Origin of the sequence: Frankia canadensis, assembly GCF_900197875.1 — a bacterium.
GTDB lineage: Bacteria > Actinomycetota > Actinomycetes > Frankiales > Frankiaceae > Frankia > Frankia canadensis.
In genome coordinates this window covers 25,621-39,068 of sequence record NZ_FZMO01000113.1, presented here as the reverse complement: position 1 = coordinate 39,068, position 13,448 = coordinate 25,621, and the positions used below count along the sequence as shown (strand labels likewise).

The following is a 13,448-nucleotide window of genomic DNA, read 5'->3' as shown; positions in this document are numbered from 1 at the left end:
GGTGGGGCGGCTTCGGATGGACCGTCATCGGACGACCGCCTCGGGGTCCGACGGGCCGGGCACGTCCTCCGGCTCCCGTGGGGGAACGGTGCCGGCCGGCGGCCAGGCGGCGGCGCGGGCAGCGGCGAGCAGTGCCTGGGTGTGGGGATGGCGAGGGGTGCGCAGCAGGTCGGCCGTGGCTCCGGACTCGACGAGGCGGCCCGCCCGCATCACCTCCAGCCGGCGCGTGGTGGCGGCGACGACGGCCAGATCATGGGTGATGAACAGCAGCGCCGCGCCGGTCTCGTCGACGAGCCGGGTCAGCAGGCCGAGCATCTCCGCCTGCACGGTGACGTCGAGTGCGGTCGTCGGTTCGTCGGCGAGGATGAGTGCCGGGCGGCAGGCGAGCGCCAGTGCCAGGCCGACCCGCTGGCGCTGGCCACCGGAGAGCTGGTGCGGATAGGCGCGCACGAGCAGCTCGGGATCGGGCAGGCCGACGCGCTCGGCGAGGTCGAGGGCGGCCGCGTCGGCGGCCCGGCGCGAGTACCCGCGGTGCACCCGCAGCGGTTCGGCGATCTGCCGCCCGACCCGCATGAGCGGGTTGAGCGCGCTGAGCGGCTCCTGGAAGATCATCGCGACCTCGGCGCCCCGGATCCGGGACAGCTCGCGGTCGGAGCGGCCGACCAGCTCCCGGCCGCGAAGGCGGACACTGCCGCGGACGACCGCGTCGTCCGGGGCCAGCCCAATGATCGCCAGCGCGGTTATCGACTTGCCCGATCCGGACTCGCCGATCAGCCCGACCCGCTCCCCGGCCGCCACCCGGAGCCCGACGCCGTCGACAACCGGGGTCCTCCCGATCCGTACCCGCAGGTCGGTGACCTCCAACAGGAGCTCCGCGCCCCCGCCTGCCCCGGCCGTCACGGCGCACCATCCACAGCGGTGTGCGGCGCGGGACGCAGGTGCGGGTCGGCGGCCTCGCGCAGGCCGTCGCCGAGGAGGTTGAAGCCGAGGACGGTGAGCACGATGGCCAGCCCCGGCCACAGCAGCACCAGTGGGCGCAGCGTCAGGTAGGGCTGCAGGTCGTGCAGGCTGCGGCCCCAGGACGGTGCCGGCGGCGGCGGACCGAGACCCAGGTAGGACAGCGCTGCCTCCGCCACCACCGCGACCCCGGCCGTCAGCGAGAGCTGCACCCACAGCGTCGGGGCGACGTTGGGCAACAGGTGGCGGCGGACGATCCGCCCGGTTCCCGCCCCGGCGGCGCGGGCGGCCAGGACGTAGTCGGTCGCCAGCACCCGGCGCAGCTCGCCGCGGGTGACCCGGCCGACCTGCACTCCCAGGCCCAGCCCCAGTGCCACCACGGTCGTCCAGGTGCGGCCGGGAAAGACCGCGGCCAGCACCAGCGCGATCAGCAGCAGCGGGAAGGCGACCAGGACGTCCACCAGGTGGACGACGCCGCGGGCGACCGGTGGTGGGGGGAGGACCGCGGACAGCGCCAGGGCCAGCCCGATCACAGCGGCGAGCGCCGTCGTGCCGACCGCGACCGCCAGGGTGATCCGGGCTCCGGCGAGCAGCTGGCTGCACAGGTCGCGCCCGAGCCGGTCCGCGCCGAGCGGGTGCCGGCCGAACGGTGGCGCCCACGAGTCGGCCGGATCGACCTGTGTCGGGTCGTAGGGCGTCCAGACGAGCGAGACCAGCGCCGCAAGGACGATCAGGCCAGACAGCGCGGCGCCGAGCCGTCCCGACCGGGTGCGCAACACCCCGCGCACGATGCCGCCCGCGCCACGGCCCGCGCCCGCGCCCGCACTCACCGGGCGTCCCGCAGGCGCGGGTCGAGCAGGTGGTGCCCGACGTCGACGAGGAAACCGACGACCAGGATCACGGCCGTGACCAGCAGGACCGTGCCCTGCACCTTGACCAGGTCCCGGTTGCCGACGTCGGTGACGAGCATCTGGCCGGCGCCGGGCAGCGAGAAGACGTTCTCGATCACGACCGCGCCCAGCAGCAGGCTCGCGAACTCCAGCCCGAGCACGGACAGCACCGGGAGCAGCGCGTTGCGCACCCCGTGCCGCAGCAGCGCCCGTCCCCGGGTCAGCCCCTTCGCTCGGGCGGTGCGCAGGTAGTCGGCGTGCAGCACCTCCAGAGTCGCCGAGCGGGTGAACCGCAGCAGCACCGCACCCTCCAGCAGCGCCAGTGTCAGCACCGGCAGGACGAGCGAGCGCACCGCGGCGGCGGGCTCGTTCCAGCCGCCGGCCGGGAATCCGCCCGCGGGCAGCCACCGCCAGTGCACCGCGAAGACCGTCGTCGCCATCAGGCCAACCCAGAAGCTCGGCACCGCGAGGCCGAGCTGGCTCAGGACCGACAGCACGATCCCCGACCGACGGCGGTGGCGCGCCGCCGCCACGATTCCCAGCGAAACCCCGACCAGCGCCCCCAGCAGGGTCGCGGCGGCCACCAGCGGCCCGGTGACGGTGAGTTTCTGCCCGAGCTCGCCGGACACGGAGACGCCGTTCACCGCCGAGTGTCCGACGTCACCGCTCAGCACCCCGCCCAGCCAGTGCAGGTACTGGATCACCAGGGGACGGTCGGTGCCGAGCTGGTGGGCGATCCGGTCCACCTGCTCGGGCGACGCGCGCGTCCCGGCGATCACCTGGGCTACGTCGCCGGGCAGCAGCCGCAGCGCCGCGAACACCAGCACGCTCGCCACCAGCAGCGACACCAGCAGCAGGCCGAGCCGCCGGATGAGGATCAGCGCCACCGGAGCACCCCGGGCCGCGGCGGCGTGCGAAACCGCGTCACGATCGGGTGACCACGATCTTCGAGGCGTCGTAGATCTGCGAGGTGTTGTTCGCCGGATAGCCGCGGATCCCGCTCCTGGCCACCTGGCGGGACTCGCCGAGCAGCAGCCAGTCGCTGACGGCCTGCTGCGAGACGCGCCTGGCCACCGCGCGGAAGCTGTCGTCGCGGTCCTTGTCGGACGAGGCCTGGACGCCGGTCTGGTAGAGGGCTTGGGTGCGTGGGTCGTCGTAGCCCCAGTAGTAGGCCGGGAGGGCGTAGTTGCCGAGATCGCGCGGTTCCACGTGGTCGACGATGCTCAGGTCGTAGTCATGGTGGGCGAACACGTCGGTCAGCCAGGTCGAGAACTCCACCGGCCGGATCGTGACCTCGACGCCGATCTGGCGCAGCTGCGAGGCGACGTACTCGGCGATCGACGTCGGGTAGATCGTCGGCACGGTCAGCGTCAGCTTCAGCCCGCGCGGATGGCCGGACTGGGCGAGCAGTGCCCTCGCGTGCGCCGGGTCGTAGCGGTCGATGCCGGTCAGGTCCTCGTACCAGGGGTCGCTCGGCGGGACGTCGCCGCCGATCCGCACCCCCGTGCCGAGGACCTTGATCAGGCCGTCCTTGTCGATGCCCTGGCGCAGCGCGTGCCGGACCCGTTCGTCCGACAGCGGCGCGCGCGCCGCGTTGAAGCCGAGGGTGAACTTGTCAGTGGTGGTGCCTCGGACGACGACGAAGTCCGGATTGCCCCGGTAGCTGTTGATCAGGTCGGCGTCGGCGATCGCGCCGATGTCGACCTGGCCGGTCCGCACCGCGTTGTTCTGCGCGTTCGGGTCCGTGATGTAGCGGAAGACGACCTTGGCGACGCCGGCCCGGGCGCCCCAGTAGCCGTCGTTGCGGGCCAGCGTGATGCTGTCGCCGTGACGCCATGAGGCGAACCGGAACGGCCCGGTGCCGTTGGCCGTCGCGGCGAGGTCGGTCGCGCCGCGCCGCAGGATCACCCCGGCGGCGGTGGTCAGCCAGAACGTGAAGTTCGTGTCGCGGTGGCGCAGCGTCAGCACCACCCTGCCCGGGTCGGGGGACGCGACGGACGCGAGCGAGGCCAGGTTCGCCGCGTTCGGGTTCGTCGAGCCCGGCGCGATGACGGCGGTCAGCGACGAGACGACGTCGGCGGCGGTAAGCGGGTTGCCGTCGTGGAAACGGACGCCTGGGCGCAGGGTGAACGTGTAGGTCAGGCCGTCGGGGGAGACCTGGTAGCCGCTGGCAAGCGCCGGGGTGATCGTCCCGGTGTCGTCGCGTTGCAGCAGTCCCTGGTAGACGTTGTTCTGCAGGACGTCGGCGATCGCGACGCCCGAGCCCCGGGTGATGTCGAGCGTGCTCGGCTCGAGGATCTGCCCGATCGTGACCGTCGCTGCCGGATCCGTGCCCTTCGCGCCGGCTCCGGCTCCGGCGCCACCCGAGCCACCGCCGCAGGCGCCGAGAAGAAGCAGGACGGCCGCCGTGAGTGCCGCGACGGACGTCATCACCGGCGGTCGCCGGCGCGTTCCCCGTGTCGGCCAGGGGGATCCGACCTTCATACGCAGTGTCCTCCCTGTGCGGTGCCGAACTGGTGGCGGGAATGCGGGTTCAGGGCAGGTACGAGGGTGGTCGGCGGGACGGAAAAATGCAGGATGGAGGCGGTGTTCACGGGGGAACTACCTGCCATCGCGACAGCGGAAAGGGAGCTGGCGGCGCTAGCTACAGCGACGGCCCGCGGATGGCGGCTGCATGGCGCGCAGCATACCGCGCATAAGCCGCCGCGAGCGGCGGAATTTCCTGGAGTGTCGGGCTGCCACTGTTGGGAAATATTATGGCAGTGCTTTCGTAGAAATACGCCGGCTGGTTGACGGCGGCCGCTCGCCGGTGCGACGCTCACCGGGTCGTGCCGACGCACCCAGAACGGCCGGAAAAGCGTCCGCGTGCATTCTTCCGGTCCTGTGCACCCGTATCCGAGGAGAGCCTGCGGCCATGCCCGCGCATGTGCACTGGTATCTGCCCACCAACGGCGACGACCGGGGCATCGTCGGCTCGGGGGACGGTGAACCCCACCAGGGCTCGGCCGCCGCGGCGCGGTCAGGCGGCCGGTCCCGCTCCGCGAGCATCGACTACCTGGCCCTGATCGCCCGCGCCGCCGAGCAGCTCGGCTACGAGGCAGTGCTCACCCCGACCGGGCTGTGGTGCGAGGACGCCTGGATCGTGACCGCCGCGCTGACCCAGGTCACCAGCCGGCTGCGGTTCCTGGTCGCTTTTCGGCCGGGCCTGATCTCGCCGACTTTGGCCGCGCACCAGGCGGCGGCCTTCCAGCGCGTCTCGGGCGGTCGTCTGCTGCTGAACATCGTCACCGGCGGCGACTCGGCCGAGCAGCGCCGCCTCGGCGACCACCTCGACCACGACCAGCGCTACTCCCGCACCGCCGAGTTCCTGACCGTGCTGCGCGGCGTCGCCGCGGCGGACCCGCCGTTCACCTACACCGGCCAGCACTACCAGGTCCGCGACGCCAGTGTCGACGTGACACCGTGGGGGCCGCCGCCGGTCTTCTTAGGCGGCGCGAGTCCCGCCGCGGAGCGGGCCGAGGCGGACCGGCTGCTCGTCGGGCTCGACGACGCGCGGATCATCGCGCACCAGGCGGTGTTCGCCGCCAGCGAGTCCGTCGGACAGCGCCGGATGGCCGCGCTGCACGGCGGCGACCGCGCGCGCCTGGAGGTCTACCCGAACGTATGGGCCGGCTACGGGCTGGTCCGCGGCGGCGCCGGCACCGCGATCGTCGGCAGCCACGAGCAGGTCGCCGAGCGGATCGAGGAGTACCACGCGCTCGGCGTCGACCACTTCATCCTCTCCGGTCAGCCCCATCTGGAGGAGGCCTACCACCTGGCCGAGGGGGCCGCCGCACTGCTGCGCTCCCGCGGCGTGCTGGCTGCGCTGCCCGCCGCACTCGGAGCACACCGGTGAGCGGGGATGAGCGGCCGCGGCGGCTGACGCTTGGGGCGCTGGTGCACGGCTCCGGCGGGCACATCGCCGGCTGGCGGCACCCGCTCGCCCGGCCCGACGGCCAGCTCGACCTCGACCACCACATCCGGGTCGCGCGGACCCTCGAACGCGGCGCCTTCGACGCGCTGTTCCTCGCGGACGTCGTCGCGATCTGGGGCCACGACCTCGACTCGCTGCGTCGCACCGCCCGCGCGGAGCACTTCGAACCGCTCACCCTGCTCGCGGCCCTGTCGACCGTGACCGAGCGGATCGGCCTGGTCGCGACCGCGACGACCACCTACAACGAGCCGTACCACGTCGCGCGCAGGTTCGCCTCCCTCGATCACCTCTCCGCCGGGCGAGCCGGCTGGAACATCGTGACGTCCGTCGTCCCGCTGGAGGCCGGCAACTTCGGCCGCGACACCCACCTCGACCACACCCTGCGCTACCGGCGGGCGGACGAGTTCGTCGACGTCGTGCGGGCGCTGTGGGACAGCTTCGCCGACGGCGCGGTCGTCCGCGACAAGGCCGCCGGCAGCTACTACGACCCCGCCGGGCTGCGCACGCCCCACCACGAGGGCGAGCACTTCCGGGTTCGCGGGCCGCTGAACATCTCCCGGCCGCCGCAGGGCCACCCGGTGCTGTTCCAGGCCGGGTCCTCGCAGACCGGCCGGGACTTCGCCGCCCGCCACGGCGAGGTCGTCTTCACCGCCCAGACGTCCCTGGCCGGCGCCCAGGGGTTCTACCGGGACGTGAAGGCACGCGCGGCGGCGCACGGCCGAGGCCCCGACGACGTGCTGGTCTGGCCGGTGCTCGCGCCGTACGTGGCGAGCAGCGAGGCGGCCGCGCGGGCCCGGCTCGAGGAGCTGCAGGACCTCATCCACGACGACGTCGCCCGCCGGCTCGTGCAGGACAACATCGGCGACCTCGACCTCAGCGGCGTCCCCCTCGACGGGCCGCTGCCCGCCATCGGCGTCACCAACCGCAGCAGGAGCCGCCAGCAGCTCATGCTGGACCTCGCCCGCCGGGAGAACCTGACCATCCGCCAGCTGGCGCTGCGCTTCGCCGCCGTCTCGTCGGTCGTCGGCACCCCGGAGTCGGTCGCCGACCACCTCGAGACCTGGTTCCGGGGACGCGCCGCCGACGGGTTCAACGTCAGCTTCCCCTACCTGCCCGGCTCGGCGGAGGACTTCGTCGACCAGGTCATCCCGGAACTGCGCCGCCGCGGCCTGGTCCGCCACGAGTACGAGGAGACGACACTGCGCGGTCACCTGGGCCTGCGACGCCCCTCAGGCCGCCCCGCCGGACCCTCCCGGCCCTGCGCCGCCGAGGTGGCCGGGCGGTGAGCGCGTCACGGCCGGCCGCGCGGCGCGAGCTGCACCTGAACGCCTTTCTCAAGCCGCCGGGGGAGTTCCTCGCCGCGTGGCGGCACCCGGACAGCGTCGCGGACGCGGGCGTGAACATCCGCCACGTCGTCGAGCTGGCGCGCACGGCGGAGCGGGCCCGGTTCGACGCGATCTTCTTCGCCGACCTCGTCGGCGTGCCGTTCGCCGACCAGGAGGTGCTGCGCCGGGTCAGCGTCGTCAACGACTCCTTCGAACCGACGACGCTGCTCGCCGCCCTGGCGACCGCCACCAGCCACATCGGCCTGATCGCCACCGCGTCGACCACCTACACCGAGCCCTACCACCTGGCCCGCACGTTCGCCTCCCTCGACCATCTCAGCGGCGGGCGGATCGGCTGGAACCTCGTCACCTCCCTCAACGACGCCGAGGCGCGCAACTTCGGCCTGGACCGCCACGTCGACCACGAGGTCCGCTACGAACGTGCCGCCGAGTTCTTCGACGTCGTCACCGGCCTGTGGGACAGCTTCGACGACGACGCCTTCCTGCACGACCAGCACGGCGGGCTGTACTTCGACGAGACGAAGCTGCACTGGCTGGACCACCAGGGCAGGCACTTCCGCGTGCGCGGGCCGCTGAACATCGCGCGCCCGCCGCAGGGCCGTCCGGTGATCGTGCAGGCCGGCTCGTCCGACACCGGCGTGTCCCTGGCCGCCTCCGTCGCCGACGTCGTGTTCACCCACCACCCGGACCTTGCCGGCGCGCAGGCGTTCTACGCCGACCTCAAGGCACGCGCCGCCGCCGCCGGCCGGGACCCGGACCAGGTCATCGTCCTGCCAGGCCTGTCGGTGCTGGTCGGTGCGACGAAGGCGGAGGCCGAGGACCGGCTCGACCGGCTCAGCGCACTGCTCGACCCGCGGGTCGCCCTCGCCGACCTCGCCTACTGGCTGGGTGGCGTGGACCTGGCGTCGCACCCACTCGACGGCCCGTTGCCCGAGCTGCCGCTGTCCAACCAGAGCCAGAGCGCCCAGGCACACCTGCTGCACCGGGCCCGCGACGAGGGGCTGACCATCCGCCAGCTGGCCGCCCAGCTCGCCCGCGACACGCGCACGATCACCGGTACGGCCCAGTCCATCGCCGACCACATCGAGGAGTGGTTCACCGGACGTGCCGCCGACGGCTTCAACGTCATCTTCCCCTACCTGCCCGACCCCCTCGACGACTTCGCCACCCAGGTGATCCCCGAACTGCGCCGCCGCGGCCTGTTCCGTACCGACTACCCCGGCCGCACCCTGCGCGACACCCTCGGCCTGCCCCGCCCGCCCAGCCGCTGGTCGAGCCCCCACCCGGCGACCGAGGGCACCTCCCGCTGATGCCAGGCGCCAGCGGCCGACGTCCACGTCGGACATCGCGTCCACGTCCACGTCAACCCGGATCCGGGGACATCAGGCGTGCGGCGTCGATCCGACGGCGCCGAGGAGGCGCAGCGTCCGGGCGCGTTCGGCCGCCGTGCCGACGAGACTGACCAGCGCGTCGGTGGCGCCGAGCGTGGCGTAGGCCGCCAGCTGGTCGACGACGGTGTCCTCGTCGCCGGCGACGGCGATCGCCCCCGGTTCGGCGAGGCCGTCCCGGTCCAGCGCCGCACGGTAGGACGGTAGCCGGGCGAGATCACCGTAGGCGGCGTTCAACTCGGCGCGGATTCGGTCCGGCGTGGACGTCACCACCACCGGAAGCCCGACGACCACCCTCGGCGCCGGCCGACCTGCTTCCCGCGCCGCGGCGCTGATCAGCGGAACGACGTGCTCGCCGATGGTGCGCGGCCCGGCCAGGAAGGTGATCGTCCCCTGCGCCCGTTCCCCGGCCAGCCGCAGCATCGCGGGGCCGAGCGCGCCGAGCAGAACCGGAACCCGATCCGTCGCGCCGGGCACGGCGCTGTCGGCGGCGTCCGATCCCGGCCCGGAGGCACCCGGGACGCGGCGCCCGGCCAGGATCGGCAGCAGCGTGTCGAGATGCGTGCGCAGCGCGGCGACCGGCCGGTGGAACGGCTGGCCGTAGACCTCCAGCAGGCCCGGATGGCTGACCCCGAGCCCGAGGGTGAGACGTCCGTGCGCCGCCGCCTGCGCGGTCAGCGCCTGCGCGGCCAGCACCCGCGGATGACGCGGCTGCACGACGACGACCGAGGTGCCGAGCTCGATGTCGGGCACCTGCCGGGCGATCGCCGTCAGCACGCCCAGCGCGTCGTACCCGTAGCCCTGCGGCAGCCAGACGGTACGCACGCCGGCAGCCGCGATCGTCCGCGCGACGCCCGTGAGATCGTCCACGAGGTTGCCGGTCCCGGGAGTGCCCAGGCCGGCGGCGAGGTTGACACCGATACGGATCATGGCGCCGAGCATCGCCGTTGCCGGGCACACGAACCAGGAGTCTGTAGATGGTGGCAGTGGGAGTGACACCCGACGGCGCCGCGGTGGCCGCCCGGCGTCGCGAGCTCGGCGCCTGCCTGCGGGCCTACCGGGCGCTGATCGAACCGGCCAGCGTCGGACTGCCCACCGGAGAGCGCCGCCGCGTCGCCGGACTGCGCCGGGAGGAACTCGCCGCGCTGGCCGGGGTCAGCCTCACCTGGTACACCGGCCTGGAACAGGGCCGGGTGGCGGCGTCCCGGCAGGTCCTCGACGCCGTCGGCCGCGTCCTCGGGCTCGACGGGGCAGGCCGGCGGCACCTGAGCCGGCTCAGCGCGCCCGAGCCGCCGGCGCTCACCCCGCCGGGCGAGCAGCTGCGCGACCTGGAATCGCTCGTGACGAGCTGGCCCGGCGGCCCCGCCGCCCTGCTCGACCACCGGCTCGACGTCCTCGCCACCAACGCGTCCTGGGAGCAGCTGCTGGGTGACCCGTCCGAGCATGAACCGGCGCGCCGGCATGTGCTCGGCCTACTCGCCCACGCGCCGGGAACGACCGGGCTGCTGCGGTCGGTCGCGCGCCAGTTCCGCATGGCGGCCGACCTGCACGCCGGCGACCCGCGCATCGCCGAGATCAGCGCGCTCCTGCGCGCTGACCATCCGATGCTGGAACCGCTGTGGAACTGCCGGGGCATCGGCGCCTTCGGCCGCCCGCACCTCGACCTGGCCGGCGAACCCGCGGCAGCCCATCTGCTGCACCCGACCGGCCAGGCCGAGACCGCCATCCTGGTTGTGGCACCGTCGGGGCCTGTTGTGCGCTGACCATTCCGGCTGCAACCCTCGCGAAACATTGTTCCGGTGCGCCGCGATGTCCTGGAAATTCGGATTCTCCGCCGGATTCGACCTGCTAAGGTCTGTTCCGTGCATGCAGCTCTGCTGACGAGTCGACGCCCGGTCGATCACGTTCGGGTCGCCAGCTGCCTGTGTCGTTGACGCCTCCGCGTCGCCCCTGCCCACCGAGGGTTTCCGTCCTTCGGTGACGGCGTTTCGCCGACCTCGTTGTCGCACGCCCGCCGCAGGCCACCGCGAGCCGCGCCCCGCGCCCGGCGAGCCCGCTGTGTCGCTGTGTCGCTGTGTCGCTGTGCCGTGTCGTGCTCCTGAGCGTTCTGGAGGAGTCATGTCCGCGTCGTCCGCGGGTGAGAACAATCCGCGTGAGGCTCCGGTCGATCCGGTTCTGCCACCGAGCGGTTCGGGTCGACGGCGCCTGCCCTGGATCGTCTCCGCCGCCGTCGTGCTGGTCGCGGCGCTGGTGGTCGGTCTGGTTCTGGCCTTCACCGGCGGCTCGAGCGGATCGAAGACGGTGCGCATCGGCGTCGTCGACGCGTCCGAGCCGTACTGGAAGACGTTCGCCGACCTCGCGAAGAAGCGGCTGGACGTCACGGTGAAGTACGTCAACTTCAACGACTACAGTCAGCCCAATCCGGCGCTGAGGGAAAAGCAGCTCGACCTCAACCAGTTCCAGCACATCCAGTACCTGGCGAACTACAACGCCACCGCGCATGACACCCTGCGCCCGATCGGCGCCACCGCCGTCTATCCGCTGCCGCTGTACGCGCTGAAGTACGACAGGCCCTCGGCGCTGCCCGCCGACGCGAAGGTGGCGGTCCCGAACGACGCGATCAACGAGGCGCGCGGCCTGCTCGTTCTGCAGTCGGCCGGCCTGCTGACGCTGAAGGACGGCGGCTCGGCCTTCTCCACCACCCGCGACATCGAGACGCACAAGGTCACCGTGGTGACGCTGGACGCCGCGCAGACCGCGGGCGCGCTGCAGAGCGGCTCCGTCGCCGCGGCCATCGTCAACAACAACTACGCGACCAGCGCCAAGCTGCCGCGATCGGGCGCGATCTACCAGGACGACCCGGCCGGCGCCAGCGCGGCGCCGTACGTGAACATCTTCGTCGCCCGCGACGAGGACAAGAACGACGAGACCTACCTGGCCCTCGCCGCGCTCTACCACGACCCGTCGGTGGAGGCGGGGGTGCAGAAGGCCAACGGGGGTGTCGCGGTGTTCCGCACGGTGCCCGCCCCGCGGCTCCAGGCGGAACTCGCGACCGTGGAGAAGCAGGCCGCAGCGGCGCGAGGCTAGGCGCGGCGCCGATGTCGGTCCCCGCCGAGCCTGCCGATGCGCGGGCGGAGATCCATGTTCGGCTGGAGCGGGTCGGGAAGACGTTCCCGGGCCGGGGGCGGCGCGCCGCGCCGGTGGTGGTGCTCGACGACGTCAGCCTCGAGGTTCGCCGCGGCGAGGTGTTCGGCGTCATCGGCTCCTCCGGGGCCGGCAAGAGCACGCTGCTGCGACTGATCAACGGTCTGGAGACGCCCACCTCGGGCCGGGTGTACCTCGGGGAGCGCGAGCTTGGCGCGCTGAACGAGCGGGGCCGGCGGGAGGCGCGAGGCGACACCGGGATGATCTTTCAGCAGTTCAACCTCTTCCGGTCGCGGACCGTCGCCGGCAACGTCGCCTACCCGCTGAAGGTCGCCGGGGTCGGTCAGCCCGAGCGCGACCGCCGGGTGGCGCGGCTGCTGGCCTTCGTCGGGCTGCTCGATCGTGCCCACGACCATCCCGAACGGCTCTCCGGCGGTCAGAAACAGCGGGTGGGCATCGCCCGTGCCCTGGCCACCGAGCCGTCGCTGCTGCTCGTCGACGAGGCGACCAGCGCGCTCGACCCCGAGACCACCGGGGAGGTGCTGGCGCTACTTGGCCAGGTCAACCGCGAGCTCGGCGTCACGATCGTGATCGTCTCCCATGAGCTCGACGTCATCCGCTCCCTCGCCGACCGGGTGGCGGTCCTCGACGTCGGGCGGGTGGTGGAGACCGGCACCGTCTACGACGTCTTCACCCGCCCGCGGACGACGGCCGCGGCCCGCCTCATCGGCACCGACCTGCGGGAACGGCCTTCGCCGGCAACGCTGGCCCGGCTGCGGTCCGGGCCAGGCGGCGGCCGGCTGGTGACGGTGCGCGTGCGGGAGGGGGACGGGGAGGGCGAACGGGCAGAGGAGCGGGGCGGCGCCCGGCCCGGCCTGGCACACGTCTTCCTGGCACACCAGGTGGCCGCGGAGGTCGTCTTCGGTGGCATCCGTGAGCTCCAGGGCCGGCCCGCGGGCAGCCTGACCTTCGAGCTCAGCGGCGCGGACGCGGCGGTGGATGCCGCGCTCGCGGCGCTGCGCGCGGACGGCGTCGACGTCGTGGAGGAGCCGGCCGGGAATGCATGAGTTTCTCGACAACCTGGCGGTCTACCGGGAGGCCATTCGGCAGACCCTGTTCATCGTGTCGATCTCCGTGGTGGCCGGCGGCGCGCTTGGCCTGGTTCTCGGCCTGGTGCTGTACGCGACCCGGGCGGGCAACCTGTTCGCGAACCGCGCCGCGTTCCTGATCGTCAACGTGCTGGTGAACGTGGTGCGCCCGATTCCCTTCGTCATCTTCCTGACGGCGATCCAGCCGCTCATGCTGCACACCATCGGCACGACCATCGGCACCAACGCGGTCACGTTCGCGCTGTCACTGTCGGCCGCGTTCGCGATCAGCCGGATCGTGGAGCAGAACCTGCTCACCGTGGAACCGGGCGTCGTCGAGGCCGCCCGCGCCGCGGGGGCGCGGCCGATCAGCATTCTGCTGACCGTGCTGATCCCCGAGGCGCTCGGACCGCTGATCCTCGGCTACACGTTCATCTTCGTCGCCGTCGTCGACATGTCCGCGCAGGCCGGACTGTTCGGCGGCGGCGGGCTGGGCGACTTCGCCATCACCTACGGCTCCCAGCGGTACAACTGGCCGATCGTCTACATCTCCGTCGCGACCATCGTCGTCCTCGTGCAGGCCGGGCAGTTCCTCGGCAGCTGGCTGGCCCGCCGCGCCCTGCGCCGCTGATCATCGCACCGCGGACCGGATGCCCCGGGTC

At 72.9% G+C, this 13,448-nt stretch carries 12 protein-coding genes; 7 read left to right on the top strand and 5 right to left on the bottom strand.

The annotated features are described in order from the left end of the window. Window positions 1-24: 24 nt before the first annotated feature. Genes C1A33_RS11940 through C1A33_RS11925 form a run of 4 tightly spaced genes read right to left on the bottom strand, consistent with a single transcriptional unit; the run spans window position 25 to window position 4,277 of the window. Window positions 25-900 carry an ABC transporter ATP-binding protein gene (locus C1A33_RS11940; RefSeq protein ID WP_207770272.1) on the bottom strand — a complete coding sequence of 292 codons (876 nt, stop codon included), beginning with the start codon at window positions 898-900 and terminating at the stop codon, window positions 25-27. Then, window positions 897-1,787 (bottom strand): ABC transporter permease, encoded by an 891-nt coding sequence (locus C1A33_RS11935; protein ID WP_207770271.1) that lies wholly within the window; start codon window positions 1,785-1,787, stop codon window positions 897-899. Before C1A33_RS11935 ends, C1A33_RS11940 begins: the two co-directional genes overlap by 4 nt. Then, window positions 1,784-2,734 (bottom strand): ABC transporter permease, encoded by a 951-nt coding sequence (locus tag C1A33_RS11930; RefSeq protein WP_101831579.1) that lies wholly within the window; start codon window positions 2,732-2,734, stop codon window positions 1,784-1,786. Before C1A33_RS11930 ends, C1A33_RS11935 begins: the two co-directional genes overlap by 4 nt. A 37-nt stretch (window positions 2,735-2,771) precedes the next feature. Then, window positions 2,772-4,277, bottom strand: a complete 1,506-nt coding sequence (locus tag C1A33_RS11925; protein WP_101831578.1) for an ABC transporter substrate-binding protein — start codon at window positions 4,275-4,277, stop codon at window positions 2,772-2,774. A 484-nt stretch (window positions 4,278-4,761) separates the two neighbouring features. Here C1A33_RS11925 and C1A33_RS11920 point away from each other — a divergent pair, with 484 nt between their 5' ends. From C1A33_RS11920 to C1A33_RS11910, 3 genes are read left to right on the top strand one after another with little or no spacing between them, the layout of a single operon-like run. Beyond that, entirely contained in the window at window positions 4,762-5,742 is a 981-nt protein-coding gene (locus tag C1A33_RS11920; RefSeq protein WP_101831577.1) for an LLM class flavin-dependent oxidoreductase, read from the top strand. Continuing rightward, window positions 5,739-7,106 (top strand): LLM class flavin-dependent oxidoreductase, encoded by a 1,368-nt coding sequence (locus C1A33_RS11915; RefSeq protein WP_101831576.1) that lies wholly within the window; start codon window positions 5,739-5,741, stop codon window positions 7,104-7,106. Before C1A33_RS11920 ends, C1A33_RS11915 begins: the two co-directional genes overlap by 4 nt. Further along, window positions 7,103-8,476 (top strand): LLM class flavin-dependent oxidoreductase, encoded by a 1,374-nt coding sequence (locus C1A33_RS11910; protein ID WP_101831575.1) that lies wholly within the window; start codon window positions 7,103-7,105, stop codon window positions 8,474-8,476. Before C1A33_RS11915 ends, C1A33_RS11910 begins: the two co-directional genes overlap by 4 nt. 72 nt (window positions 8,477-8,548) lie before the next feature. Here C1A33_RS11910 and C1A33_RS11905 read toward each other — a convergent pair whose 3' ends face one another. Further along, a complete protein-coding gene (locus C1A33_RS11905) occupies window positions 8,549-9,484 on the bottom strand; it encodes a TIGR03564 family F420-dependent LLM class oxidoreductase (protein ID WP_101831596.1) in 936 nt (311 codons plus the stop codon). A gap of 47 nt (window positions 9,485-9,531) precedes the next feature. On the opposite strand from C1A33_RS11905, the gene C1A33_RS11900 reads away from it, so the two are divergent. The 4 genes from C1A33_RS11900 to C1A33_RS11885 all read left to right on the top strand — a co-directional run bounded on the left by C1A33_RS11900 (window position 9,532) and on the right by C1A33_RS11885 (window position 13,417). Further along, the gene (locus C1A33_RS11900; RefSeq protein WP_101831574.1) at window positions 9,532-10,317 is read left to right on the top strand and encodes a helix-turn-helix domain-containing protein; all 786 of its coding nucleotides are present in this window, start codon (window positions 9,532-9,534) and stop codon (window positions 10,315-10,317) included. A gap of 355 nt (window positions 10,318-10,672) precedes the next feature. After that, a complete protein-coding gene (locus tag C1A33_RS11895) occupies window positions 10,673-11,641 on the top strand; it encodes a MetQ/NlpA family ABC transporter substrate-binding protein (protein WP_101831573.1) in 969 nt (322 codons plus the stop codon). Window positions 11,642-11,652: 11 nt separating this feature from the next. After that, complete coding sequence (locus C1A33_RS11890) at window positions 11,653-12,765, top strand: methionine ABC transporter ATP-binding protein (protein WP_101831572.1); 1,113 nt, start codon at window positions 11,653-11,655, stop codon at window positions 12,763-12,765. Continuing rightward, entirely contained in the window at window positions 12,758-13,417 is a 660-nt protein-coding gene (locus tag C1A33_RS11885; RefSeq protein WP_101831571.1) for a methionine ABC transporter permease, read from the top strand. Before C1A33_RS11890 ends, C1A33_RS11885 begins: the two co-directional genes overlap by 8 nt. Window positions 13,418-13,448: the final 31 nt, after the last annotated feature.